Here is a 24,180-nt window from a genome sequence, read left to right as displayed (position 1 = left end):
AGCAGGCGCACGCCCACAGGGGGCGGTGCCCCTGCGGGATAATTGAAGAAAACTCTAAAAGTGAATCGCTTAACCAGCTTGAGCGATTTCACGCAGCAACCCTTCGTGGGTGAGCGCCTCGTCGCACACGTGCTGCACGAACGCTTCTGTGTCGAGCGCTTCTATACGGTCGACGATTTCAGAAACGTCGTCAGTGAACGCCTCTGGCGTGTACGCCTTGGGCATGTATCCGCCCAGCGCAAGTGCCGCATAACCAGTAACCGAAAGACTGATGCCAAATCCGTTCGACTCCTCGCCGTTAACGGTTGCATCCAGCAATGTGAAATCCAAACTGATGATGCACAGCGAGTCCGAAAAGATGTCTAGGCTCAGACGGGACTCTTCATCGCCGCCTTCGTATATCTCGCCGAGTAGATTGGGTATCCGCTCGGCAAGACCGCTTCGTATAAGCGTGAGCTTGGCCCTCATGAGAGGTTGAACCTGGCTCCAGACTTTGGTGTAGTTATTGAAAGCCTGCATGTGATTCTCCATTTGAAAATGCAGGCGCAAGTCCTCGAAGGGGCTGTGCCCCTGCGGGATTGTCTAAAAAAATCAAAGGGAATGCGCGGTCAGAACTGCCTAACGGCGCGGTATCGATGCGCAGATAAGCGCGGGTTGGAAATGGTACTTTATAGCTTTCGGTCCCTCGCCGTTTGCCGAAAAGCTTAGAAAAACCACCTCCTTTTCGTTGAAATCTATTCGCACGGCTTGCCGTCCAGCAGCGGTTGTCCACAGATTGTGTGGGCAAGGTTGTGGATATCTGTCTGTGTCTCCATGCCAGTCATGGCTTGAGTCGGCATTGCATCTTCCAGGTCATTGAGCGGTCGACTATGGTCTAGCGACTCTACCGAAATACGTCAGAAGTAGGTCCAAGGCTTCATGCATCCCGCTTCGGATCTACGCAGATTCCGAATAGCGTATGTTTTCTCGCACGTTTCGGTCACTCGTCCGCCTCATGACCGTTGAAAATTTGGTAGGCCGGCGACGCTGCACCGACCGGGTGTTTGTTTGCTTGACCACTACCCCACCGCGCATAGGCGCTTCCAATGCCCCTCATATCGTTCGACGGTATCAGCCAGCCTCTCGAAGAGGTGCAAGACAACCCGGCTCGATTTGCACTGAACCTAGAACGTGCTAAGAAGAGCCCGGGCTACGCGGTGTGCGGCTGCAAACCAAGGTCTGTTTCGTCACCGCTGCGACTGGTGATTAGACGGTACGGGAAACTCTTCCATCTCGCCCGCTGGCCCGACGAAGGCGCCAAACACGACGCGAATACCTGCCCATTCTTCTCCGAGTCCAGTCCCGGTGGCGAATCTGGCGCCACTGCCCAGGACGCCATTCGAAACACGCCCGACGGCCTGAACGCGAAGCTCGACATTTCCTTGAGTGTCCGGACAGTTGATCGAGTGTCGCCTTCCGGTGGATCAACGCCCACGCGCGCGGCAGGCCGCCGCAGCGCGCCTTTGCTTGGTTTCCTGCAGCGTATCTGGACAGACGCTCGGCTTAATCAATGGTCTGGTGGCGCCCAGCGAAACTGGGGCACCTGTAATGCGCGGGTGCTCGCGCAGTTGGGCGAGGGCAAACTGAACGGCCGTCCGATCCAGGAGGTCGTGCATGTCATGCGCCGGTACGAAGAATCGCAGCAGACGGCGATCAAGGCTGAGCTCGAAGAATTTCTTGCGCGCATTCAAACCACCGCCGATGCCTCTGAGCGCGGCATCGTCATCGCGGAAATAAAATCGATCGACCCCTCCAAATACAGCTTTGTCGTCAAAATCCGTCAGACATTCGAATCGTTTTCGCAGCGAAGGACGTGATCGGAAAAGCAGCGAAGTCATTTCGTTACGCATGGTCGATGATCGGCAACGCCGAAGCGCGCGTCATCGCAGTACTGCTTCTCGAGCGCACAAAGGACGGCAATCTACGCGTCATCGATCTCGCCGTGCAGCTATGCAGTAAAGCGTTTATCCCCTGCGATTCCAGTTATGAGGTCGCGATGGCCAACCGGCTTGTCGCTGACGGTCGGCGCTTCTATAAGCCCTTGCGGCTCCTGCCAGGCGAAGAGATGCTGCCCGACTTCGTACTGGTGGATACGCCCGTGCCAACGGCAATCGAAGTCTACGGCATGGAATCTCACGACGGGTACCGCCGAAGAAAGGAACAGAAGCAAGCGATCTACTCCCAAAACCGTACGCCCTGCATCGAATGGGTTCCACCGGCTCATTTAGCGTCGGTTCGCTTGCCGGCTGCGGCTTGACTTTTAGGCGCGTGGCGTAGGTTGAAGGAAGCGCTCAAACGGGCCTAACTAACCAACGAGGACACCCCATGCACGCCCCTTCGTTTTTTCTTCAACGAGCCGTTGCTCGCGGCGCCGATTGGCAAATGGCGTATCCCGCACTCGCGCTGGCCAGCTCCACTGACCCGGTTGACGAAAACCGCAAACAAATCGTCGTCGCAGCAGCTGACGATATGTGCCTGCGCACGGTCTTCTTCAGTTCTCTCGGGGCGATTCTAGACTTCCAGGCGACGTGGGAGGAGTTGCGCGATGCATCGTCCTGGCTGGGCTTTACGCTTCGTTGGAATCGTTGGTGGCTGCCTGACAGCGCGTCTCATGCGGCGCTGACACGAGCCGCCTACGCTCCCAATGACGTGCGGATCGCCCATCGCCCCATCATCGGCACTCTTTCCGATGACGCGGCTTTTCGTACCTACCTCATGAGCGTCGAGTCCACCTATCGACGCGACGCCACGATCTCGCGTGTCCTCTTTGCCATGAGCGACGGTTTCGCCGACGCCGTGGCCTAGGCCGACTTAAGAGGAATACCCATGAACTCCAAAAACTTTCACAACGTAGAACAACATGATATGACCGCGAAATCTCAGATGCGTGAATGTACGTCTGGAGCGTCGACCCAGGAGGCAGAGTTCGCCGCATGGGCGGTAACAATCAATCTTCAAAACGTCGCCGCCGGCCTCGCTCATATCTCGATTCCCGAGCAGCGTACGGAACAAATTGTCGATTTCGCGAAGGCGGTCTTTCTCGATGGCATGCGGCACAACGCGCTTCTTCAGGCTTCCGGCGCGGCAGTTCCCTCGGCTCAAATCGGTCAGCCCACGCTCGAAGGTTTCACCGACGCCTTACTTGCTCCCCTGACGATCGTTCGAGACCATCAGGGCTTTTTCAATCATCCCGGCTTGCCCGCGTGCGATGAAGACGTGCGCCTCGACAAGCTGCTTGGAGCGTTTGGATTAGAGACCAAGTTAGTCGATCTCGAGTCTGAGGCACTTGCGCTCGATGCCAAAGAAAAAATGAGCGAAGCGTTAGATTTTTCCGCGTGGATCCCGACACCGCCTGCCGGTGACGGATGGATGCTTCTCCAAATCCAGGAAGCAGAGGACGGTGCATACGCGCTGTTCGCTCGGCGCGCGACAAATTCCGACGGCGCGTATCGGCCCACCCGTCAATTGACGACCGCGGTTCAAATCGGCGGCCGCGCATGAATGTCTGCGCCGATGCCATGCGCCGACCAGCGAGGAACACAGCATGAAAAACACCAAGATCGATTGGGCCTCACATACGTTCAATCCGTGGGAAGGTTGTCAAAAGGTCGGCCCTGGGTGCGACAATTGCTACGCGGAAGCGCGCAATGCCCGCTTTGCTGGTGGCGTCGCAGTCAATTGGGGAGCGGGGGCACCCCGGCGGCGTACCAGCGCGTCCAATTGGTCAAAGCCCCGCAAATGGGCCGCGGAACACGAAGCCTACTTCGCCAAGCACGGTCATCGGCAACGCGTCTTCTGCTCGAGTCTTGCCGACGTGTTCGATACCGCGGTGGACCCTCAGTGGCGCGCGGACCTTTTCGCGTTGATTCGGCACACCCCCGAACTCGACTGGCTCCTGCTCACCAAGCGAATCGGCAACGTCCCCAGCATGTTGCCCGCAGATTGGGAAGATGGCTGGTCCAACGTCTGGATTGGCGCGACTGTCGTCAATCAGGCCGAAGCGGACCGAGACATCCCAAAATTATTTGAGGTCCCTGCGGCGATACGCTTCTTGTCGATCGAGCCAATGCTGGGCCCGATCGACCTTCGCCGGTTTCTGACGCCCACCGGCGTTCACTGCCCGGACGTTTGCCTCGATACTCGGTACGTACTCGAGAGCGAGATCGAAACCGTCCTCGACCATGGACAACATGAGCCACTCTGTCCGCGCTGCGGCGAGCGTGGGAGTTGGACAGGATACGACGCCGGCATCGATTGGGTAATTGTGGGCGGCGAGAGCGGGCACCATGCGCGACCTATGCATCCCGCATGGCCAAAATCGATCCGCGATCAGTGTCGCGTCGCGGCCGTCCCGTTCACGTTTAAGCAGTGGGGAGAATGGAGCGAGTTTGCGAACGAAGATCACTACACACATTACGGCGAAGAGCGCCATGCACACGCCTGGGTCGATGCCCGAACAGGTAGCCATGGCTTGTGCTGGATCGTTGACGACGACGGGGTCTGGTCGAACCATATCGGCGAACCGCCAACCGATAAAAACGGGCAAATAGTCGAGCACGTTGCCGTTATGGGATGGTTTGGCAAGAGCGCGTCGGGACGCGTGCTGGATGCTCGGCAACACGATGAGTCGCCCGAGAGCGCGGCGGCATCCACACCTTCATCGATTCCCGCGACCGCGTGAGCAAGGTCGTCGATATCAGGAAGTTCCGAGTCACCCGGGACGAGCGCACTCACCGACCAGGCGAATGCGCTCATCGGCACATCAAGCTCGACCGCCACGGCGGCATCGTCACCTGCGGCAACTGCGGCGCCGCCCTTTCGGCGTTCTGGGCGCTCGAAATGCTCTCGGAACAATACGCATCGGCCTTGGCGAATATCGCGCGGCTGGACCAGCGACTAACGCAAGCTAACGACCTAATCGCCACCCTCTCCGCCGCGCTCGATGATCGACAAACGATTCAGAAAAGCACACTAATGAGTGACGTTCCGACGCTTGACTAGCGCCCCCTTCGTGGTGCAATGAGATCATCCAATTTCGCACCATTCACGTTATGAAGCGCACGTTCTCTTGCGGACACATCGGCAAAGGCCAGTATTGTCACGCCTGCACGGCCGCAGAAAAATCCAGACAGACTGAAAAGCTAGCGCGGGAAAAAGCCCGGGAAAAGAAACAGCGCGCCGCTGAAGATGATCACGTCGACCTATCGATGGTGACCCACCTACGGGCGGTTCAACAGCAGGCGCGGGAGATCCTTCGCAAGGTCAGCGCAGGCGAGCATCCACTCGCGCTTAATGGAAAGCCCCTGCGTTCGTGTGCGGGACAGGTTATCTCCGTTCCTGTTGGCCGCTCGTACCGTCTACTTTTTGACGCACCAACGCTTCGACCATTGCAGCTTTTAAGTCATGAAGCCTATAACCACATCGCCGATCGACGTGCATGACATTAAAATAAGCTTTCGACGTTGGGCTAATTGTGGGAACATTTCTTCGGCCAATATAGGCAGGGCGATATCAATTAATCTGACAATTCGCCGAAACTGAAATCATAACTTTTAGCCAATGACCGACGAACTTTTCCCATGCGCTCATTGTGGCGGCAATTGGTCCTTTGGCTGGTCGCAACGCGTGATAGACAGGCCATCAAGACCTCAACTGGATTTATCCAAGTGGGGCACCGGTGCTGGACGCGCCTTGAGAATGGGTGACACGGAACCACGTCCGCCCGAAGAACCGCCGACCGAGCAGGTCGTGTGTATTGCATGCGAAGACTGCGGAATGCAAACCCCGTGGGAGCCGATCGGAACTGACAGGAATGCCGCACTGGATCGCGCCGGTGTCATATGGAATACGCGATTCAATCGACCCGCTGCAACGAAAGGTGATTTACTCGACCTTGCTCGAAAAGAAATCTCTGCAGTCGATATTCCCTACATTCTGGATCTGCTGTCGCGTACCACTGAAGACTGGGAAACACGCGGGCCGATCTTCGGGATGCTCGCTCAAAAAGTCGTCGACAGTAAAATAACAATGCGAGACTTTTGGCCGGTCGATCCGGTGCTCAAAGACGCAGCCCGTTTCCGGACGTTGGTACAACTCGCCAAATTCGTCTATATCGACAGCATCGCTTCCGTACAGTTTCCGCGCATCCCAGCGACGGGCGGCGACGACGACTGCAGTTTCGAAACACGGATCGCCGCCGCTGTAGATGATCTGCCCGAGCGCAGCCGCTGGTAGCCTTAACTGACATTTTGACGGAAAACAGGAGTTTTCCGTCGCAACTGACCAGCACTTCACCGTTTCGCCTTCCCGCCAATTATCTTGCCGCACGCCACGGTCGGCCAGGCGTTTCCTTGACAACGCCGCCCACGCGTCATGATGAGTCAACGCCTCGCACTTTAGCCGGGCGCCTTACCTGAGAATCCCAATGACCCCCATCGAGTACCTTTGCGCAGCATATCGATATCGCGCTTCGCTGAAAGTCGAACTCACGGCCGCAGTTCTACTTGGTTTGATCATGAGCTACCACGCCATGACCAGCCCCTGGCTTGACTGGCTAGCCCTGTAGCGCCACAAGTTGTTTCGCGCGCCACGGGAAGTGAAATATGGTCCATTGAACGACTAATCTCGGCCCTATGACAAATGACGAAGGCGGGCTGAAATAAATACGTTGAACACTCCACCACAAAGATTTGGGCTCGAGGCGAGATTCGCAGTCGACCGCGATGGGAGAATCGTGCACGTTTCAGAGGTTGATCGTGGCCGCGCATGCAGGTGCTCTTGCGCGGCCTGCGATCGCGCAGTTGTCGCAAAGAAGGGAGCGCACAACGTATTTCACTTCGCTCACGACGTTTCTGGAAGCTGCGCGACTGCTGCAGAGACGGCGCTGCACCGTGCCATCAAACAGGTCATCGCGGACGGCGACGTAATCGCGGTACCAGAACTGGTAGTAGAGGCGACAGCGGCTTATAACGGGCATACAAAAAGCTCGCGAACAGTGCTGGAGGAGCGTCGTGTTTCTTATAACTCTCCGCGCCTGGAAGAGCGAATTGCGGACATCGTTGCGGACGCCGTCGTCTTGGTCTCAGGGCGAGACCTAATCATTGAGGTAGCTGTCACGCATCGAGTTGACGATGACAAGCGCGCGAAAATTGCACGAATTGGGCTATCCGCTTTGGAGCTCGAGGCGTGGCGTATCCCTCGCGACGTTGATTGGCCCAACCTCCGAGCCTTTGTACGGGAGTCGTTTTCGAGCCGAGTCTGGCTGCACAACCTCCGTGAGCCAATGCAATATCGACTCGCGCACCTGCAAGCGTTGGAACATGCAAAAAATACATCGCTGTATTGGGAAGCGTTGAAAAGGGCTAGGCTTGCAAAAAAGACAGCCGCAGAGTCAGCTCGGCTCCACGCAGAATCGCTCAAAGCTGAAGCGGACCGGGCAGTGATCGAAAAATTTCAACGGCTATGGAGGATCTACAAGACAAGCACTTTGCCGCGGGTGAAACTCGACGCGAAGGCCTCGGGGTATGTCGACAGGTGGAACGAGGAAGACGCTGGCAGCGACCCCGGCGCGTACTTCAATCTGTTGCTCGATTTCATCAGGAACACGACAGCGTCGACGCTGCAGGCTGAGCACACGGAGAATAATTGAGGTGAAAACCGACATAGCGTCAACAGGTGGTCCCCTGTTCAACAAGTATTTCCGCGTTCGGCCAGGCCAACACCGGCCAATAAACTCTCCCATATTTGGATCGCTGACAATCACGTCGTTTTCACTTATCTAGCACGGATCTCACTTTCCATTGCACCAGACAAGTTGATACGCCCTATCAATTGCCGTAGGGGCGGTCCAGGCGGCTTTTTTCGCCCCCTTATACGGCGTATAGCCCCTCCCAAAGAGTCGAAACCTTCTAAGTGTTTGAAAATACGCGACTAATATTTCGGACCCCGGGGGTGTTACAAACGAACCAAAAACGAACCAACTCCGCGCCAAAACGGCGAGCGACCAAAAATTCCGATCGCAGCAGTTCGATCTAAAGCGGATCTCACAAAACGAGTACAACCTCGATTTTCGAATCCTATTTGTTGATGTAACAGTCGCAAACGCAGCTCCGCTGTCGTTTATAAACACTCGCAACCTGTCGCCCCGCCTGACGCTCAACAAAGGTCAATGGTCGGCGCTTGCATAACTGCCAAATGTCACTACGAGCCGGACCAGTCCGTTCCGGCCAATACCCGATAAAGCGCCTGCCGGGAGATTCCCAAGGCAGCCGCCGCGTGACTCTTGTTCCCGCCTGTCGTGATGAGCGCCGCCGTCGCTTGTTCGAGCGAGACCTTTGGCACCTGCGCTGCCGCCTGTATCCGATGAGTTGATAGATAGGCGTTTGCCTTCGTTGCGCGACTGTGTCCCGCAGCTTCCACAACACGTTGAATAGCTGCACGATGCGTCTCCCGGTCAACGCGCTCGAGCGCGCCCTTGATCGGCGCAGGAACACTCGTCAGGCGCTCATACAACTGTTGAAGATATTGGTGCCGCAGGCCGTGACTGGTTACGCCGATCCCATCTTCTGTCACTCCGTGACATTGGAGAACGTAGTAGTAGTGATTCCTCCACTGCGCCATCGTCCTGCCATGCGGCATCATTGAACCCGTATAGGGATTCGTCACTCGCGCAGCTTCTTCGAGGACGGCAAACTTAAATTCCAACGGCACCTCTCGGGCTCTGCCGCCCTTTGTTCCGCGAACGACCGCCAAGAAGGCCGCGTCGCGAATGGCCTCAGTAGGGCGGAGCATGAAGCTTTCTTCAACTCGCAAACCGAATGTGGCCTGCAACTTCAACTGCATAGCAACGTTGACGTTTGTCAAAGCAATTTCCTCGATTTTGGCTACCGCATCTACCCCGTTTCCTTCCCAGGATTTGTCGCACAGCGCGACATAGGACCTGACGAGCCCGAGCGCTTTTCTGTCCGCATAATCCGACAGCGCGCCGACCAGGCCGGATTTACCCATCCACTCGGCGAGCGCTCGAAAATACGTGAGCTTGTTTTCTATTGTCCCGCCCGATTGGCCGTCCTTAACCCACAAATCGACAAGCGCTTGAATGTGTTTGCCTTTAAGCGAATACGGACTTTGAAGCGCGTAGCCGTTCTCGCGAAGTTCCTCGAACGAACGGCACAGCTTTCGCATGCGGTACTCCTGCGTCTTGATCGAAAGCGCCTTTGCACTGATCCGCGTGCGGCTATGGACTCGATTCACGTTATCGAGGAACAATCGCTCAAACGCACCGCGGAAATCGGGCGGAAAGCGATAGCTCTTCAGGATTGCGGATACATTCAAAATGGCCGACATCGATTAGGCCTCCGTCCGTACTGACGCGCCGAGCACGGCCGACGCGATCAGCCAACGCGCCGAAAACCTCCTGCCCTTACGATTGCTGATCTGCATAAAGCGCCCTCCCCAAAACCTATCGTCCGTTGTTGATCTCAGCCCAACCACCCATTGCTCGGCGGCCGTCACGCTCTCTGCCTCGGTGCGCTTCGCGAGAATCGACTGGAGCCTATCCCCGTCGTATCTGTATCGCGCTGCGCGTTGCGTACCCCGCCGGGTCTTACCTTCCTGTTCTTTAGCGATTCCATTCGATCAACCCAACACGTGGAAGAAACGTGTTCGACTGTCCTGCTGCCTGCTGCCAATCCATCACGCTCCCGCGTGAAGATCGCCCGCGAAGTTGCTGCACCCGCCCTATCGAACCGGCCCCGCGTTGCGGGATCACTGTCGCTCGGTACGGCGTGCTGCATCGCTGGTCAGGTAAGCAGAGCATTTCGCTCCGCGACCCGGCTAGGCGGCTGCTGCGGCTACCGCGCCGGCCTAGACGCCTTTCTGCGTCGTTTGCGTGCTCACGCGTTGCTCGCGCTCCGCACACACCTTGGCCATTTGCTCGGTAATACTTTTTGCGCATTTCTTTCTCCGGCTGCGCCTACCGTTCGTCTTCCGTACAGGGTTCAGCCAATCCGTTACCTGGATTGCCGATGCCCCCATCCCCAAGCACGTTCACTCAGTCGCCGTGTGTCGGACTTCGCGTAACGCGCCCAGCTTCGTATGCTGAAAGGATGTGTCCATGTGAGCTTGAGTGCTGTCGATGCGAACCCGGAAAATGTCCGAGGTGTCCGCATACACAGTGTCTCAACTCACTTACAGGGGCCGAACTGCCCGCAAACCTAATGGATATCGCTGTCCAGTGGTCCTCAACTTTGACCACTGTGTACTTGATTCGAATCAGAAAAAAGCCCCAACAACTTGGAGCCAGGACAGAAGAGCTTTTCGCTAGGCAAAGCGAGGCCCTCGATGGTCAAACTTGGAGGTCGATGCGCAGAACGCGCGGGGTATGAAAAGGAGAATAACCGGACCTTGATGAATAGGCGGCTTCAAAAGGTAGGTAAATGTAGTTAGCTTTTCGATCCTTGACATGCTGCGCAGGCCGTTAAAGTTAGATCACCGTAATTGCTTGGGCCACATTTTGGGCACTTAAGAGGCCAAGCTTGGCAAACCCCAAGTGCGGATCAAACCGTTGGGCCACATTTTGGCCCAATAAGTGCCCAAGTGGTTGTCTAACCTTTCCTTTGGGCACTTAAGTGCCCAATAAGTGGCCCAGCAGCTGCGGCAACTAACCCCTACTCTGGAGAGAGCATGAAGTCATCAGTATTCGCAATCGACGTCGGCTACGGAAACACAAAAAGCGCATTCCGAATGGGGTCTGACATAGCGACGCAAATGTTTCCGTCGCTCACACCGATCGCGGTGGACGACGCCGTCTCGGCATACGGCCAAGGCATCGTCGCATCGCGCAAGGTTGCTCCAATCAGGGTCGGCGGGACGGCATACGAAGTTGGCCCAGGTGTGGACATCTCATCTGCATATGGCAACGCCGGACGGACGTTGTCAGAAGACTTTTGCTTGACGCCCAATTACGCTGCGCTGCTTGGTGGCTCGCTGCATTTCGCTGGGGTCGATGATGTCGAACTTCTCGTTCTTGGCTTGCCAGTGCATACGATCACCCGGCATTCGAGCGAACTCAAAACGGCATTTACTGGAACTCATGACTTCGGCCATGGGCCGGTGCGCATCGGTGCCGTCAAGGTTATCCCGCAGCCACTCGGCTCCCTAGTTTCTTTTTCCGAATACGGCGGCAGTCGCTTCGATCGCGAGAACGCGCACCTTGTTATCGATGTTGGCTATTTCACGACCGATTGGGTAGTAGCGAATGGCTTCACGATGAACGACCGCCGAAGCGGCGGAGCGCCGGGCGGGGCGTCTCAGATCTATCAGCGCATCGCCTCCCTCATCTCAAGTAACGAGGGCGACACCGTGAGCGACATCGAACGGATCGACAAGTGCTTACGCGAAAACAAACCGTTTCTTTTCTATGGCAAAGACATTGAACTGGCGCCGCTTGTTAAACAGTCACAAGCGGTCATCCTTGCGACCGTCAAGGAGATGCAGAACCGCGTTGGTCGTACCGCGGATCTGCGGTCGATCGTCTTGACAGGCGGCGGCGCTGCACTTTATGAGCCGGCGATTCAAGCTGCGTTCCAGCGTGTCCCGCTCGACGTCCTTGCAGCACCCTGCTATGCCAACGTGAAAGGCTTCCTTATTATTGGTGAAGCAGCGCTTATCCGGGAGCGCAAACCGGCGGGAGCACTCGCATGAACGGCAAGATGCTGGTGAAAATCACCCTCAACGAAGCGATAGACCCCGATCTTTTCGCCTACCTCTCTCAGTTCGACAATGCGCGCCTGCGCGCGGGAGCATTCCGGTCGATCGCGAGCGCGGCCGTGCGCGCGAGGAATACCGTGACGGTGACTGGCACTGCGACGGCTGATCATGTCACGTGGGAAAGCCCATTGCGAGAAACAAACGAGATAACGCCCGCTGTGAACATGGCAACAGCCTTAGACCAAGCGCACTCGCCAGCTGCCGCGACCGTCGCAGAAACGCCGGCGTTCCTGGTAGATGAAATCGCAGACCAGTTCGCAAATTTTTAGCAGCAATCGTCAATATGCAGTGCCAGCATCGATCGGTTTTGTAACGACTTGACTACCCTACCGAACTGTCAATATAAGTCATCGGCTAACGCAACAAGGCAAGCCGCCAACACGAAGGAGCAACTCAATGACCATAGTCGATACCCTCATGCAACTCGATTGGACCCGCGCGGTGCGCTTCTGGCTTCTCGTCTTGGCGGGCGTAGCACTGCTGGAAGCTGCGGTTCTGCTGTGGCGCGGCATCAAAATGAAGGCAGCCAAGGGGAACAGCGATGCTTAATCGATTTTTGAGCCTTGAGCGTGTCTACCAGAGGGGTATCCTCGGTGTCCTTTGCCTTGTCTTGTTTCTTTGCAATTTGAGCGTGTGCCCGTCGACGCCCTTTTGGAACTCGATTGCTGGAGGGTGTTTTATCGCTGCGTGGTTGCTGTTTGGCATGTTCAAACCGACACTGCTTTTCATCAAATTGCTCTTCGCGATGATGCTGTTCGTGGCGGTCTTTCTTCGCATCTAGAAGACCAATCCAAACCGTATAGGCGAAAAAAAACCCGGCACACTGGCCGGGTTTTTCGTTATCGCTAGTGCAGAAGAATTTCTCCCTTTGCACCCGCCACTCGCTGGACGCAGTACGTCACAGCCGTTTCAAAATTGAGCCCCTGTTGGGCGCGCTGCACGCTACCTGCCCGCTTGCGCTCGAACACATCGAACTCTTCCGCTTCAGACTTACTGACGGGCAATGAACCGTTTTCCCGGCCTGATGTTGCAACTATCTCAAACCGACCGACCTTCACGCAAAAACTCATGACTTTCTCCCAGTTGGAAATACCCGGGCGGATGTCGGCCCGGTAGGGACGAATCCCCACCGGGTGGTAAATAAAATGATGCAGCCGCTAACGCCGAAAAAAACTAAATGCTTAACCCGTGATGCTGGGTCTGCACATCGGGACGCACCGCGATCAACGGTGAAACCGTCGTTCGTGATGCTGCCCACTCGTCCGCAAAATCGGTTTCGCGCTTCTTCGGTCGATGAACGATCGCAGTGAATCCTTCAGCCCTCAGTCGCTTGGCCAGCTTCAATGCAGCGTCGACGCCTGGAGACTTCCTGGTCCGTGGGTCAACGGCATCAAAATCGGCGAAGACGTGAACTACGCGAATGCCCAGTCCGTCGGGCACGACAAAGTCCGCCAGCAGAACCCGATTGAGACAGAACCACACAGGCACGCCGAATAGCATGTGCGCCGCGTAAGCAGTTTCCATCCCTTCGGCTACACCGATCTCTCCGTCAACAGGATCCATCAGCCGGACTGCGCCGCCGTTGAGTCGGCGCAGTGTCACGTCATTTAACTTCGGCGCCAGAATCTCGCCATCGTTAGTCACGACGGTGGCCTTCGCAGCCTTGGATCGGTCAAGAAACGTTCGATGCAACGTTCCAAGCTGACTATCCGGCAAGGTGAAGCGAGCCAGGATCCCCGGCCATTGGCCAAGCACCTTTTTCTCGTGCCGGTACTCGAGCATCCCCATTCGAAGCGCCGGTGACGGCGCAACGGTCAATCCGGGAACGCGCGAATGTAGATAACGTGCGGCCGCACTGTCGAAACCGATGCGGACTGCACGCTCCCACATCGAATCGAGATGCTTCTGGGCCCAGGCAGGGTCAACCTTTCGCTTTTGGCTCGGCGCTGGTGACGTCGGCATGCGCTTGGCCTGCCGCTGGGATTCCGCCAATGTGCCACCCTCGAGCTCAACCATCAGTTCTCGAAACGACAGTCCGGCGGATCGACAAATCAACTGGTAACCATCACCAGCCATCCGATCGCCGCCGTTGCACTTGCGGCATACCCAATCACCGCGGCCACGCTTGTTGTCATAGGTGAAGCGGTCGGTACCGCCACAGATGGGACAGGGTGCGCCCTTCCCGTTCAGCGAGCTTGCCGGAACTCCATACCGCTGGAGCAACGCAAGCCACTGTTCCGGGGACAGCTTGATGTCCTTTACATTCATTGGTCACTCCAGGATTGGTGTGGTTGAGGGTCGATGCCTGAACAGGCGGTAAAAACCGTGCTCAAAAAAGCCGTCCGAGTGCGAGCGGTCGAGCTCGGCGAACGGCTTTTTTCAGCAAAGCAGATTAGGGAAAAGGATGTGCGGCGTGCGCGCTAGCTAGTCGAGTTGCGACGACTGAGATAGGTCGTGATCCAGCCCATCCCGCGAGGGATGGACCAGAACAACGATAGGTGAGGCTTTACAGGAGCAGCAGTGAGGCTTTTCGGGATCAGATCAAGGACCAAGCAGCTCGCGCATAAAGCGGCGCGAACGGTTCTATCTTGTTTCCTTGCAAACATTGACCGTTGCGCCAAAAGCAGCAGCGGATCGGTGGGGCGGGCGGCTTAGAATTGTCAACTTGGGCATCTGTGGCCTTCGTCGATGCGCTGAAGCGCGGGTGTATGGCTAGTCTAGTTGCAGGTCATTCATTCGAGCCGTCAAATGGCTTCGATTTCATACCGTCTTTTAATCACCATTGCCGGCGATTCACAACCTCCCGCGAATTCATCCAAGCTTCTGCAACTCAAAATCCTTTCGATGCTGATGCAATGTCATTGAATGGACAACGCCGTCTGCGCTTAAGTTGAAAGTGATTTGAACGTCGAATCTTGCAAAGAAGTTTTGATCGTCCTCCGGGAAGAGGTCGAATGGGCTTTGACCAGTAGCCTGCGCGACTAAATGATGCTCCCGTGCGACTATGGTGATCACGAAATCCGATCGCAATTCATAACGGCCAGCGTATGAGTTCAAGATGGTCGGATCGATTGAAACGACTAGTCTTGCCTTGGTAAGCGGCTTACTCGGATCTAAAAGATGATGTGCGATGTCGCCCACCTCAGCAGCAGCATTGGACAGCAACACCACGCCGACCCGCGCTCGACGGAAAAACAGAAGCATAGAGCGATAGCCCGCTGTCCCGCCATCGTGGCCGAACATCTGATCGTTGCCAACCGTTTGGGATCCCCATCCGAGCACAACATCGTTATCAGCAATACGCCGTCGATAGATCAGCGTGTCTTGAACCGCATCGTCAAGATTTGACTTGCGTTCTCCAAAAATCGTCTCGATCAGAGTCAGTTGGTCGTTTACCGTAGAGCGCAAGGCACCGGCGCCCGCTAACACTGACGGACCGAGGTTCCAACCAGGAACAGCCTTCATCTCAGCATCGTGTCCGGGGACCAGACGGCCACCCATCGAACCGGACGGCGCAATTGATGTGCTGTTTAACCCCAACGGTATGATTACGCGCTCCCGAAGCAGGCTTTCATAATCTCTACCAGCACGACATGCCAAGGCATGTCCCAAAAGCCCCGCGCCGAGATTTGAATATTCATGTTCGGTGTCGATATCACGTGTGAGCTCATGACTGGCAAGGAACTGGTACAGCGCTTCAGCAGTGTAGTTCCGAAAAGGGTCTGGGCCCTCGCTATTGAAGTTGTCTGGCATTCTTGGAAGGCCCGACAAATGCATAGCTAAATGCTGCAGGGTGATTTTCTGCCCGTTGCGTTGCGGTACGACGACGCCGGATGGGAGCAGGTCCTCAACTGGTTCGTCTAATCTTGCTTCTCCTTTCCTCACCATATCGGCGAGTAGCAAGCTTGTATAAACTTTGGTGATCGAGCCAATCTCAAACACGGAGTCGCCGTTGGGAACACGGAAGTCATCGACGCTGTGTCGGCCGTAACTCAGGATACGTCGCTTGTTGCCTTCAATCATCCCAACCACAAGGCCGACACTTTGCTCCCGCAAATCCACTCGCTCCGCTAGGATAGAAATAACGTACTCGTCGCTTGGGAAATGCGACGGTTGGGACTGTGCGGAAGCGTCGGTTTTTAGCATGCTGCCCTCGTCACGTATGCGAACGAATGATTCTCTAGCGCCAAAATCTTGAGAAGGGAATGTTTTATTGTGTTCGGGAGGAGGACGCAGGTAACAAAGCAATGGTGATTTATGTTTTTTCCTGTTGAGGTTTCCAATCTGATGTCCATCATATTAAAAATTTTCGCAAGCGCTGTCCTTACAATTGCAATTCCGATCACCACTTCTTGGTTTTTTTTATCTGGGATAAAGCGATGGTCAAACACTGTAAATGCAAAGGAGAAAGCCGTAACGCTCCTGCGTAAGCTCACGAACGGCGCAGCTTCCGGGGGACTTACTGTTGGAGTTGCGGCAACAACGACAATACAAATCTTACTGACGAGCAAGTGGCATCAAGCAGTCACGGTCGAAGACGCCATTCAGTGGTCGTTTTTAGTCTCCTTCCTTGGAGTCGGGGCGTCGCTCTTCTTCAATTTCAAGGTCTTGAGTGCGACAGATTCATCACTAGTTAAATGCCCAGGCTGTCAGTGGCTTTGGGGCCTGCTGGTGTTGATCGCGATCTGGTTCGGCCGCGCAAGGACACAGGTTGACCTAGCCCGGGACTTCGGGGCTGTTTCCGATAAACTGCCCTCGGCTACCAGTACCGGTATTTTCTTGCGGTCGTTCGGGCATGTGTCTGTGGCCATGGCTTTCTTTATGGTGGCCGTTGAACTCTTCGCGATCTGTATGTTCCTTGGATTTGATCGAATTTTTGGCGGTTCGGTGCCCGGCAACGAGGTATCCCGATCTCGAGGTTGGGTTGCAGTTTTCAACGCTTCCCTAATGGTCGTATCCGCGGCAATTTCATCATCCGCCGCATCCGTCCTTGCCTTCAATGACCAACCCGTCAGAGCCGCTGTAGCGCGGGTCGCAGCAGACATAGATCTGCTTCCTGAGTCTGCATGCACCGGAAGTAAGACAGACAACACGAAAAAAATTGTGTTTCGCAGCGACGAACGCGAACAGGCGCTGGTATTTAGAGTCCCGGACGATCTGGGGCGACCGGATTGGATCAACCAAGTTGGAAACGACAGATTACCGGTAGTTGAATGGACCGAAAAAGATTACGTAAAAGTAATGCCGGCATTGATTTATATCGACCGAAATTGCAAGCTCACGGCCGAAAGTTAAAGCGCTCGATAAGATGAGGTGTGCGTCGTCGAACCCGGTCCAACAAAAAATGCTCTTCCGTAGTCTTGAAGCTTTGGGATCGCTCGGGACAGGTGGCAATTCGAAACCCGTAGCTTGAGCAACTCCCCTCGCCGCACGCCCAAAGTACCATGATCAGTACGATCAGGAAGTACGTCGGCGATAGGGCGTTTTCGACGGATTGTCGAGAGAGTCTGAATGGCAGATCTGCAGCAGCCGTTGCAACCGATGGGCTCACAACTCCGGGGTGCAGCACCGTCACTACGTAGAATCGAGCATTCATAGATGTCTGCCAATGCCTGAATCCAAAGTAGACGATCTTTACAGTTTTTCCGAGCCAGAACCCTGCGAATGCCCGCCCATGCACTATCCGAAGCCAATCCGTTGACGGTAAGTGTTACCAACAGAAAACCAGCGGTTGCCGCGGTACCTCTACGGCAAATGTTGCGGATATTCGCAGGCCGTGAAACGTAGATAGAAAAAGGAAAACCCCGCACAAAGGCGGGGTTGATGTTTACACTTTTTGGTTACGGGAAGTCAGAAGGGGATGTCATCGTCCATGTCCGCGAAGCCACCACCGCCGCCAAAACTTGCCGGAGCAGATGCCTGAGATGCCGGTTGTCGATTAGGCGCAGGTCTCGAAGAAGCTGGCCTGCTCGCCGGCGCTGAGCGATTCTGCGACTCAAAGCCGTCGCGATTCGAGTCGCCCCGCTCACCCGAAGAACGCCCGCCAAGCATTTGCATCTGCTCGGCAACGATCTCCGTTGCGTACTTCTCAACACCGGCTTGATCCGTGTACTTGCGCGTACGGATTCTGCCTTCGATATACACCGATGAACCTTTCTTCAAATACTCGTTCACGATTTCAGCCAAACGGCCAAAAAACGTGACCCGATGCCATTCGGTCGCTTCCTTCATCTCGCCGGATGTCTTGTCCTTGTAGCGATCTGTTGTAGCGAGTCGAATGTTCGACACTGCGTCTCCACTTGGGAGATAACGTGTTTCGGGGTCCGCGCCGAGGTTACCGACGAGAATCACCTTGTTGACTGAAGCCATAAGAGAAACTCCTTAAGATTTTTTTCGAATTGACCATTGCCACTTGTCCCATAGGACTTGCGCGCCTTGTGCATCAAGCTTTGGCCGACCGTGTTTATCGACTGCCGGCACCTTGATCTTGCCGAGACGCTTCACCTCGACTGAATCGCCCGTTGTGCATCGTGCGTCGGCGATCGCGTCGCGAAGCCCTTCGCCTTGAAGAACATGGACTTCGCCTCGGTGAGTGAGCGTTAAACAGAACGACTCGTACGTCTTTCCAGGCCGCTTGCCATCTGGAAAGGTCTTTTCGCCCCATTCCTTGATCACGCCAAAGCGGGACCGCTCGACGCGTCGCGGTTGCACGGCTTTCGACGAAACGTCCTCAACATGTGGAACCAGGTTGTCAACGACCACTTCCGCTTTTGCCGAAAAGCGCTGGGAGCCTTTGCTCGGACGCTCCTGAGAGTCGTGATGCTCACGATCAATCGAGCCGACGGCGTCCTTGATTGCAGTCGCGATCGCCTCGGTAACCGAGCAGGAAAACTCGCGTACCAATGCCCAATGCGGTGTGAGAGCGGGAATCAGCTTCATACCGACTGTTGTTTCTCGAAGGTCGTAATCAAAGGCCGGCTTGAACTGAACGACCACATCGCCTTCATCGCGAAACAGCGCCGGCTCCCCAGCGATTGTCACTTGGCGCTCATTGGACGTGCCCGTGCCGACGACGATCGGTGCCGAGGGTGCGTTTGACGCGGCTGACGCCGGCCGTTGTGAAGCAGGCGGATTAGCGGATGGACTCGAAGCAAAAATGCCTTCGAAAATTCTGCCGAACATGATTGACGTCATGGTGCCTCCTTATAAGAGCGTGCCGAAGCACTCGCACCGCACTTCTTCCATGTCGCGCTTGAGCAATGGGTTGCTCGTGATGATGTCTTGCAAGATTTCCGGATCGATCCCGTTGATCGAGCAGACGTATCGGTATGGCAACGCGCCATCCCAAAAACCCATTACCCAGCCGAGTGTCGCTCGGTAGTCATCGGTGTCGAACTTCTTTCTGTTTCTAAGTCGTTCGCTAAAGAGCGTGCAGCAGTCCATCAGCGATTCCGGCATGTTGTCACCGCGCCGACTGTCTGTCGCAAGACTCACGAGAGCGTCAACCATCTTGTCAATCACGCTATTGGTCCAGTATTGCGGGTCCGGAAGCGGATCACGCTTGACAGTAGCAGGAACGATAGCAGAGGGTCCGCCGAACATGTCGAGTTGCCATGCTGTAACTTCGTTTTGCATGAGAGTGCTCCAGTGAGCGGGAATCCCATGCCCCAGACGGGAGGATTCCCGTAGGGGTGAAGTTGCAAAGCCGCCGGTTGGCGGCTTTGCGGTGAAGGCGTGGCGACTAGCTGTCGGTGCCCGTCTTAAATGGAACGACAACGGCCGATTTTGCGTACTGCCGCTTAATCGGTGTTGCCGGTTGCGCTTGAGGCTCGACTGCCGCAATGGGTGCAGCAGTGGCCGTTGCTGGTGCTTCTCTCGATTCGTTGGCGTTTGGATCGGACTTCAGAGCCGCTGAGATCGACTTCTTAACCCAGGCGGTACCAACGAAAACAACGAAAATGGCGGCGAAAAACGAATGCGCCGCAAACCACAGCGCGAAGCACACGGCCAAAAAGACCAAGGGCGACTTGGCCGCCATATAAACCAACTGTTTCGGCATTTTTCTCTCCAGAAAAACTAACGCACTAGGGGATGGCCAGACCGAAGTCCGGACGGTTTCGATGCTCGGATGAGCAGGGAAAACGGGCGCGCGGAGAGACGCTTTCGTCAGGGCTCGTGACAAGCCATCACGGAAACGCTCACCGGAAAAAGGGAATATGGCTCGAAGGACGGAGTCGCCCGGAGCAGAAGTCGATGCGTAGAGAACGCGAGGTATGCAACCGACTTTACGCGAGCGCGACCGGTATGGCCGATGGAAAGCTCGCAAATTTATAGTGGCTTTTGAATCGACGAAATTGGAATTCGAAACACACGCCAAGGTGTGCGACCCAGTGATCGGCCATCGATGATTACTGAATGAGCTCGAAACGCGATGCTGCAACGCCCTCTTTCACAGAAAGGCGCTCAAAATCATCCGTCTTTCCGATCCAATCCTCTGATGAATCGGCGTAACCTACCCTGGTGGCGTGCTACGCGACGTCTTGACAATGCCACGAAGCTGCCAAACTCGTTTCAACCAAACCAGAGCTTGAGGAAGACGATGTTCTTCGAAATGTTGATCGCAGGGGCTGCTATATATGGATACCGGCAATTTGTAAAACGGCCACATGCCAATAAGGCGGGCAACGCATCGTGGTGGGCACCAGCGACTGAGCGTGCGCAAGCGTCTGGATTGCTAGGAGAAAAGCGCACGCAAGCCAAGCTGACTGAAGCGCTCGGGTGGTGTTGCGGAACGGACTACTATCTCCACGAAGGCTCGCTCATCATCGAGCATGCCCCTGGCACGCGTTTCCCCACTATTGAAATCGACCATCTTGCTGTCACACCTTTCGGCATTTTTATCTTCGAGACCAAAAACTGGAGTGGGGTGATTGAGCCGTCGTCAAATCCCGACTTATTGGTTCGAACGACGACCGATGGCAAAACGGAAGAACGAAAATCGCCAACTGCACAGAATCGTACCAAGCTGGCCTTCCTGCGATCCGTGTTACCCCGTGAATGGAACATTCAAGGCGTGGGCGTATTTGCATCTCCCGAATGTCAATTCTCGGCAACGCTTGATACAGATCTGATTTGTATTGATGAGTTGCCTTTCTGGCTTCGCAATCAGCGCCACCATGGCAACGGCGCGTTAATTGATATCGCCATGGCTGCGAAAGCAATTCGAAAGTTCGAGGATACCGCGCCAGACGCTGCCATCGCCCACAAGCGAAGGATCTATCAAAATCAATCAGCCGTGTCACGAAGTATTTAAGAGGACTAGTTCGGTAAGAACCTACTTATAACCCTTAATTTTCATCAAAAACTACCGTTAATAACGAATGATTTCAAATCCACGAGCCCTTTTTGTGCCCCTTCGTGCGAAAGAGGGGGTAAAAAAAGCGTCTTTCGGCGCTGACCAAAATCGTGTACAGCCTAATCTGACTTCACCAGACTTAGGGGCCTATCGAAACCATTGGAGTCGACAATGCAGCTCAGTAACTTGTCCGTGAAAAAGACGACCACAAGTCTCGCACCATTCAGCCTTCTCGAGCCAGAAGGTCTTGACCCCCTTGAAGATTTTGATTTTCTCAGTGGCAGTGACTACTCGTCTGCCACGCGAGAAACGATAACGGAGGTAGGTCGCAAACTGTTCGGCACCAAACCCGAGAACGAAGAACTTGTTGCTCGTCTCACCGAATACATGCTCTCGGTGACGGCGTCGCGGAAAAAGATTGCTGGTGAACTGGTCTTGTTGGGCGGAAGCCTTGCAAACTCGATGATGCTAATCGTGGATGACCACACAGCAAAAGTCGGCGTCTCAACTTACAACATTAACCAAGGCAAAACCCAAGCCTACAAGTATTTTAAAGAGTCGCTGCAGCTTACCAAGCACGCTGCTCGTAAATACATGCGTTGCTTCCAAAAATTTGGGGACGATAACGAGGCAGTGCAGCTGTTTAACATCGGCGAGCTAAACATTTTGTCCGCGCATGATGTCACCGACGATCAAATCAGCACGGTTATGCGGCACAAGCTTGCGAATCCGAAGATGACTCAGGACGATGTACAAGAGCTGCTTAATTTTCTACGCAAACAAGAAGAGACTCTCGAGGACAAAGAAAAAGAGCTGGAAAATGTCCACGGTTTGCTCGAAGACAGCAAAGACCAGTTGCGGGGAGCCGAAGCTGACTCAAAGCACTTGAAACGCCAAGTTGCTGATCTGAGCCGCGCGCTTCGAGAGAAAGAAAATCAGCTTCAAACACAGAGTGATTTTGTGAAGGAGCGTACGTCGGGGTTGGGACAACTGCAGAAGGACTACCAGGACAAAGCAAAGGAACTCGAGAAGGCATTATTCGAACTAAACGCCCTTAAAAACGCTAAGCCCGTAGTGGAAGTCCAAACCAAAACCGTTGATGCGGTCCCGGAGGGCTTCACAACTCTCAGCGAAGCCTACGAAACCCGTATGGCAGATCTCAAAAAAGCCGAGGCGTTGAAGGCTCAAGCCGAAAAGGAACTTGCCGAATTGCAAGCGGACGTCGCTGCAAGCCGGGCTGCAATCGAAGCCGAAAATGCGGTGCAAACCACGCTTAACGAACTGGTCTCCGTCTGGGAGCCCTTCGTAGCGAAGTTCTCTACAGCACAGCTTGTCGTCCAAGCTTCTAAAGATCCGGCGCGATACACGCCCTCGCTTCAGGCACTAGCCGCAATGCTTCGGAAATGTTTGTCAGAACTCGACGGAGCGATCGGGCTGTAACGCCATACCTTTTGTAATGACGAGCGGTGTACAGACCAGCACCGCATCGAAAACACGACACTAAATTCAAAAATGAACACGTCCAGCTCCATCACACGACAACCGACGAACACAATAATTCCGCATTGGCTAATCGAGAAGATTCAGCGAACAAATTATGCGCTCACTGATTTCATGCAGATTGCGCTTGCGGATCACGACGCCTTAAAAAACGTGCTTGCCGTTACGATGCCGGAGATGATGGAGTTTCGAAAGCAGGCCTCGCCGATGGCGACGTTGATGAACATGCCATTTGTCGCGCTTGCCCCTGTACTGGATGATTCTCGCGATTGGAAGTCGATTATCGAAGGGCCGACACCCTCAGCGAAAGTCAATCAGCTTTCCGCTGAGATGCCGCTCGTGGACAGAGTCACAGCCCGCGATATCTTCCACTACAACAAAGACTACCTGCAGTTGCTCAAAGATGTATTGCACATGAGCTTAGTTGCAGTGCCCTTGCTCGGCATCTCCTTTGAGCTTGCGGCGTACTTAAAGAGCATGCCAATCGGCCAACTTGAAACCGCAATATCGCCAATCAAATTTCCTCTTTTTCGGTGGCGCTTCAACACGAAGAGCTTTTGGGACGAATACAGCTCGAACGGACTAACCGAAGAATCCGTTGCGCATTACATCATGCAAACTGCACCGGTTCGCGCCGGCGATTTACCCTACCAAGCAATATGGACCAGTCTGAGAATTGATCGCGCACTGAAGGAATTCTATGCGCGCTCAATGATGCAACAAGGCTGCCGTGCATCGACCGCGACCAATTTGTTTGACCTCAACCAGGGCAAAGCACGACTCATCTACAAGGAGTACCACGGGGTTAAGTCACCATCTGGCAACAATGCGAGCTCGCTTACGTGGTACGTCGACCAAGGCGTCCGTCGCCTTCAGGCAACGGTGTACACATGGCTGTATCGAAGCGCTTTGGCCAGTGACGGAAACATCCCGGAGGCACTCATTGCGTCCAACGACCTGATGGCAAAAATGTTCGGCAAAAATTCGGTAATCTCGCCAGATCGAGGTAACCATCTCACCCGCAGGATGGCCAGGGACTCGCTGCTGCGAATGGCGCCGTGCCGCTCTTGCGGGACGCATTACATCCTTTCCAATGGCGAAGGAAAAATTGAGTTGGAACAGAATTTTGCATGCCCCGGATGCGCTCTTCTGTTGACCTCAAAGGGACAATCTAGCAAACGAAAGGTGAAACTTTGAGGCATTTCGATGGAGCGGTTTGCAAGGCCCACGAATGGTCCGTCGAAGCAGGACTGATCATCTTCACGAAAGACGGTCGCGCCCAGTTCGGTTGGCGGGATCTGATCACAGGCCAGTTTCATTCCGAAGCCGATGGCCGTTGCATTAGCGAGGTCATCGGCGCGATTGAGTTCAACTCGGATGTTGCCCATTAGCGATGCACGACTTTGCCTACCTGTTCAGGGACAGCGCCGCATCTTGGCTTGATGGCCGAGGCGACGCCCGATTCAGTTGTTATGAACGATTTTATCGGGCTTCGCGGGCAGCCGCGCCCCAGGCCT

General features: G+C 55.0%; 25 protein-coding genes. 16 read left to right on the top strand and 9 right to left on the bottom strand.

What is annotated here, in order from left to right:
• Positions 1 to 69 precede the first annotated feature (69 nt).
• Positions 70 to 519 carry a hypothetical protein gene (locus AXG89_RS33580; RefSeq protein ID WP_062174941.1) on the bottom strand — a complete coding sequence of 150 codons (450 nt, stop codon included), beginning with the start codon at positions 517 to 519 and terminating at the stop codon, positions 70 to 72.
• A gap of 566 nt (positions 520 to 1,085) precedes the next feature.
• On the opposite strand from AXG89_RS33580, the gene AXG89_RS44120 reads away from it, so the two are divergent.
• The 9 genes from AXG89_RS44120 (at position 1,086) to AXG89_RS33535 (ending at position 7,687) form a co-directional block, all read left to right on the top strand.
• The gene (locus AXG89_RS44120) at positions 1,086 to 1,856 is read left to right on the top strand and encodes a DUF1173 family protein (protein ID WP_062174940.1); all 771 of its coding nucleotides are present in this window, start codon (positions 1,086 to 1,088) and stop codon (positions 1,854 to 1,856) included.
• Between the two features lie 38 nt (positions 1,857 to 1,894).
• Complete coding sequence (locus tag AXG89_RS44115; protein WP_250645755.1) at positions 1,895 to 2,296, top strand: DUF1173 family protein; 402 nt, start codon at positions 1,895 to 1,897, stop codon at positions 2,294 to 2,296.
• A gap of 68 nt (positions 2,297 to 2,364) precedes the next feature.
• Entirely contained in the window at positions 2,365 to 2,844 is a 480-nt protein-coding gene (locus tag AXG89_RS33565) for a hypothetical protein (RefSeq protein WP_236873615.1), read from the top strand.
• A gap of 60 nt (positions 2,845 to 2,904) precedes the next feature.
• Positions 2,905 to 3,540: a hypothetical protein gene (locus AXG89_RS33560; protein ID WP_162916199.1), complete on the top strand. Its 636-nt coding sequence runs from the start codon at positions 2,905 to 2,907 to the stop codon at positions 3,538 to 3,540.
• A 43-nt stretch (positions 3,541 to 3,583) separates the two neighbouring features.
• Positions 3,584 to 4,720: a phage Gp37/Gp68 family protein gene (locus tag AXG89_RS33555; RefSeq protein ID WP_062174937.1), complete on the top strand. Its 1,137-nt coding sequence runs from the start codon at positions 3,584 to 3,586 to the stop codon at positions 4,718 to 4,720.
• A complete protein-coding gene (locus tag AXG89_RS33550) occupies positions 4,717 to 5,040 on the top strand; it encodes a hypothetical protein (protein WP_069638499.1) in 324 nt (107 codons plus the stop codon). The genes AXG89_RS33555 and AXG89_RS33550 overlap by 4 nt, the downstream gene beginning before the upstream one ends.
• Before the next feature lie 50 nt (positions 5,041 to 5,090).
• On the top strand, positions 5,091 to 5,480 hold the full coding sequence (locus AXG89_RS33545) for a DUF7682 family zinc-binding protein (RefSeq protein ID WP_062174936.1): 390 nt from the start codon (positions 5,091 to 5,093) through the stop codon (positions 5,478 to 5,480).
• A 334-nt stretch (positions 5,481 to 5,814) separates the two neighbouring features.
• Positions 5,815 to 6,273, top strand: coding sequence for a hypothetical protein (locus AXG89_RS33540; protein WP_335672012.1), 459 nt, complete (start codon positions 5,815 to 5,817; stop codon positions 6,271 to 6,273).
• Between the two features lie 499 nt (positions 6,274 to 6,772).
• Positions 6,773 to 7,687: a competence protein CoiA family protein gene (locus AXG89_RS33535; RefSeq protein WP_162916198.1), complete on the top strand. Its 915-nt coding sequence runs from the start codon at positions 6,773 to 6,775 to the stop codon at positions 7,685 to 7,687.
• 551 nt (positions 7,688 to 8,238) lie between these two features.
• Here AXG89_RS33535 and AXG89_RS33530 read toward each other — a convergent pair.
• Positions 8,239 to 9,384, bottom strand: coding sequence for an integrase domain-containing protein (locus tag AXG89_RS33530; protein WP_062174932.1), 1,146 nt, complete (start codon positions 9,382 to 9,384; stop codon positions 8,239 to 8,241).
• 1,338 nt (positions 9,385 to 10,722) lie between these two features.
• On the opposite strand from AXG89_RS33530, the gene AXG89_RS33525 reads away from it, so the two are divergent.
• The 3 genes from AXG89_RS33525 to AXG89_RS42580 all read left to right on the top strand — a co-directional run bounded on the left by AXG89_RS33525 (position 10,723) and on the right by AXG89_RS42580 (position 12,357).
• Positions 10,723 to 11,742 (top strand): PRTRC system protein D, encoded by a 1,020-nt coding sequence (locus AXG89_RS33525; protein WP_062174931.1) that lies wholly within the window; start codon positions 10,723 to 10,725, stop codon positions 11,740 to 11,742.
• Entirely contained in the window at positions 11,739 to 12,077 is a 339-nt protein-coding gene (locus tag AXG89_RS33520; RefSeq protein WP_062174930.1) for a hypothetical protein, read from the top strand. The genes AXG89_RS33525 and AXG89_RS33520 overlap by 4 nt, the downstream gene beginning before the upstream one ends.
• A gap of 127 nt (positions 12,078 to 12,204) precedes the next feature.
• Positions 12,205 to 12,357 (top strand): hypothetical protein, encoded by a 153-nt coding sequence (locus tag AXG89_RS42580; RefSeq protein ID WP_162916197.1) that lies wholly within the window; start codon positions 12,205 to 12,207, stop codon positions 12,355 to 12,357.
• A 296-nt stretch (positions 12,358 to 12,653) separates the two neighbouring features.
• On the opposite strand, the gene AXG89_RS33515 is transcribed toward AXG89_RS42580, so the two are convergent.
• The 3 genes from AXG89_RS33515 to AXG89_RS33505 all read right to left on the bottom strand — a co-directional run bounded on the left by AXG89_RS33515 (position 12,654) and on the right by AXG89_RS33505 (position 15,954).
• Entirely contained in the window at positions 12,654 to 12,878 is a 225-nt protein-coding gene (locus tag AXG89_RS33515) for a hypothetical protein (protein ID WP_062174929.1), read from the bottom strand.
• A 103-nt stretch (positions 12,879 to 12,981) separates the two neighbouring features.
• On the bottom strand, positions 12,982 to 14,076 hold the full coding sequence (locus AXG89_RS33510) for a DUF7146 domain-containing protein (RefSeq protein WP_062174928.1): 1,095 nt from the start codon (positions 14,074 to 14,076) through the stop codon (positions 12,982 to 12,984).
• A 543-nt stretch (positions 14,077 to 14,619) separates the two neighbouring features.
• A complete protein-coding gene (locus AXG89_RS33505) occupies positions 14,620 to 15,954 on the bottom strand; it encodes a serine hydrolase (protein ID WP_062174927.1) in 1,335 nt (444 codons plus the stop codon).
• A gap of 111 nt (positions 15,955 to 16,065) precedes the next feature.
• On the opposite strand from AXG89_RS33505, the gene AXG89_RS33500 reads away from it, so the two are divergent.
• The gene (locus AXG89_RS33500; RefSeq protein WP_062174926.1) at positions 16,066 to 17,103 is read left to right on the top strand and encodes a hypothetical protein; all 1,038 of its coding nucleotides are present in this window, start codon (positions 16,066 to 16,068) and stop codon (positions 17,101 to 17,103) included.
• A 555-nt stretch (positions 17,104 to 17,658) separates the two neighbouring features.
• Here AXG89_RS33500 and ssb read toward each other — a convergent pair.
• From ssb to AXG89_RS33480, 4 genes are all read right to left on the bottom strand, one after another.
• On the bottom strand, positions 17,659 to 18,177 hold the full coding sequence (gene ssb / locus AXG89_RS33495) for a single-stranded DNA-binding protein (RefSeq protein ID WP_062174925.1): 519 nt from the start codon (positions 18,175 to 18,177) through the stop codon (positions 17,659 to 17,661).
• 12 nt (positions 18,178 to 18,189) lie between these two features.
• On the bottom strand, positions 18,190 to 18,849 hold the full coding sequence (locus AXG89_RS33490; protein ID WP_236873614.1) for a hypothetical protein: 660 nt from the start codon (positions 18,847 to 18,849) through the stop codon (positions 18,190 to 18,192).
• Positions 18,850 to 19,011: 162 nt separating this feature from the next.
• Positions 19,012 to 19,443 carry a hypothetical protein gene (locus AXG89_RS33485; protein ID WP_062174923.1) on the bottom strand — a complete coding sequence of 144 codons (432 nt, stop codon included), beginning with the start codon at positions 19,441 to 19,443 and terminating at the stop codon, positions 19,012 to 19,014.
• A gap of 106 nt (positions 19,444 to 19,549) precedes the next feature.
• Positions 19,550 to 19,867 (bottom strand): hypothetical protein, encoded by a 318-nt coding sequence (locus AXG89_RS33480; protein WP_062174922.1) that lies wholly within the window; start codon positions 19,865 to 19,867, stop codon positions 19,550 to 19,552.
• 540 nt (positions 19,868 to 20,407) lie between these two features.
• On the opposite strand from AXG89_RS33480, the gene AXG89_RS33475 reads away from it, so the two are divergent.
• The 3 genes from AXG89_RS33475 to AXG89_RS33465 all read left to right on the top strand — a co-directional run bounded on the left by AXG89_RS33475 (position 20,408) and on the right by AXG89_RS33465 (position 23,860).
• Positions 20,408 to 21,121: a nuclease-related domain-containing protein gene (locus AXG89_RS33475; RefSeq protein WP_062174921.1), complete on the top strand. Its 714-nt coding sequence runs from the start codon at positions 20,408 to 20,410 to the stop codon at positions 21,119 to 21,121.
• Between the two features lie 213 nt (positions 21,122 to 21,334).
• Positions 21,335 to 22,603 carry a hypothetical protein gene (locus tag AXG89_RS33470; protein WP_062174920.1) on the top strand — a complete coding sequence of 423 codons (1,269 nt, stop codon included), beginning with the start codon at positions 21,335 to 21,337 and terminating at the stop codon, positions 22,601 to 22,603.
• 72 nt (positions 22,604 to 22,675) lie between these two features.
• Entirely contained in the window at positions 22,676 to 23,860 is a 1,185-nt protein-coding gene (locus AXG89_RS33465) for a FlhC family transcriptional regulator (RefSeq protein WP_062174919.1), read from the top strand.
• The last annotated feature ends 320 nt before the right edge of the window (positions 23,861 to 24,180 follow it).

It is taken from the genome of Burkholderia sp. PAMC 26561 (assembly GCF_001557535.2).
GTDB lineage: Bacteria > Pseudomonadota > Gammaproteobacteria > Burkholderiales > Burkholderiaceae > Caballeronia.
This window is presented reverse-complemented; position numbering and strand designations above follow the sequence as displayed.

Excerpts from the sequence above, each read along its gene's own strand:
- AXG89_RS33510 (WP_062174928.1), bottom strand. The coding sequence starts at position 14,076 with ATGAATGTAAAGGACATCAAGCTGTCCCCGGAACAGTGGCTTGCGTTG.
- AXG89_RS44120 (WP_062174940.1), top strand. The coding sequence starts at position 1,086 with ATGCCCCTCATATCGTTCGACGGTATCAGCCAGCCTCTCGAAGAGGTG.
- AXG89_RS33480 (WP_062174922.1), bottom strand. The coding sequence starts at position 19,867 with ATGCCGAAACAGTTGGTTTATATGGCGGCCAAGTCGCCCTTGGTCTTT.
- AXG89_RS33565 (WP_236873615.1), top strand. The coding sequence starts at position 2,365 with ATGCACGCCCCTTCGTTTTTTCTTCAACGAGCCGTTGCTCGCGGCGCC.
- AXG89_RS33580 (WP_062174941.1), bottom strand. The coding sequence starts at position 519 with ATGCAGGCTTTCAATAACTACACCAAAGTCTGGAGCCAGGTTCAACCT.
- AXG89_RS33475 (WP_062174921.1), top strand. The coding sequence starts at position 20,408 with ATGTTCTTCGAAATGTTGATCGCAGGGGCTGCTATATATGGATACCGG.
- AXG89_RS33505 (WP_062174927.1), bottom strand. The coding sequence starts at position 15,954 with ATGCTAAAAACCGACGCTTCCGCACAGTCCCAACCGTCGCATTTCCCA.
- AXG89_RS42580 (WP_162916197.1), top strand. The coding sequence starts at position 12,205 with ATGACCATAGTCGATACCCTCATGCAACTCGATTGGACCCGCGCGGTG.
- AXG89_RS33540 (WP_335672012.1), top strand. The coding sequence starts at position 5,815 with ATGCAAACCCCGTGGGAGCCGATCGGAACTGACAGGAATGCCGCACTG.
- AXG89_RS33555 (WP_062174937.1), top strand. The coding sequence starts at position 3,584 with ATGAAAAACACCAAGATCGATTGGGCCTCACATACGTTCAATCCGTGG.
- AXG89_RS33470 (WP_062174920.1), top strand. The coding sequence starts at position 21,335 with ATGCAGCTCAGTAACTTGTCCGTGAAAAAGACGACCACAAGTCTCGCA.
- AXG89_RS33545 (WP_062174936.1), top strand. The coding sequence starts at position 5,091 with ATGAAGCGCACGTTCTCTTGCGGACACATCGGCAAAGGCCAGTATTGT.
- ssb (WP_062174925.1), bottom strand. The coding sequence starts at position 18,177 with ATGGCTTCAGTCAACAAGGTGATTCTCGTCGGTAACCTCGGCGCGGAC.
- AXG89_RS33465 (WP_062174919.1), top strand. The coding sequence starts at position 22,676 with ATGAACACGTCCAGCTCCATCACACGACAACCGACGAACACAATAATT.
- AXG89_RS33560 (WP_162916199.1), top strand. The coding sequence starts at position 2,905 with ATGACCGCGAAATCTCAGATGCGTGAATGTACGTCTGGAGCGTCGACC.
- AXG89_RS33525 (WP_062174931.1), top strand. The coding sequence starts at position 10,723 with ATGAAGTCATCAGTATTCGCAATCGACGTCGGCTACGGAAACACAAAA.
- AXG89_RS44115 (WP_250645755.1), top strand. The coding sequence starts at position 1,895 with ATGATCGGCAACGCCGAAGCGCGCGTCATCGCAGTACTGCTTCTCGAG.
- AXG89_RS33485 (WP_062174923.1), bottom strand. The coding sequence starts at position 19,443 with ATGCAAAACGAAGTTACAGCATGGCAACTCGACATGTTCGGCGGACCC.
- AXG89_RS33530 (WP_062174932.1), bottom strand. The coding sequence starts at position 9,384 with ATGTCGGCCATTTTGAATGTATCCGCAATCCTGAAGAGCTATCGCTTT.
- AXG89_RS33520 (WP_062174930.1), top strand. The coding sequence starts at position 11,739 with ATGAACGGCAAGATGCTGGTGAAAATCACCCTCAACGAAGCGATAGAC.
- AXG89_RS33515 (WP_062174929.1), bottom strand. The coding sequence starts at position 12,878 with ATGAGTTTTTGCGTGAAGGTCGGTCGGTTTGAGATAGTTGCAACATCA.
- AXG89_RS33500 (WP_062174926.1), top strand. The coding sequence starts at position 16,066 with ATGTTTTTTCCTGTTGAGGTTTCCAATCTGATGTCCATCATATTAAAA.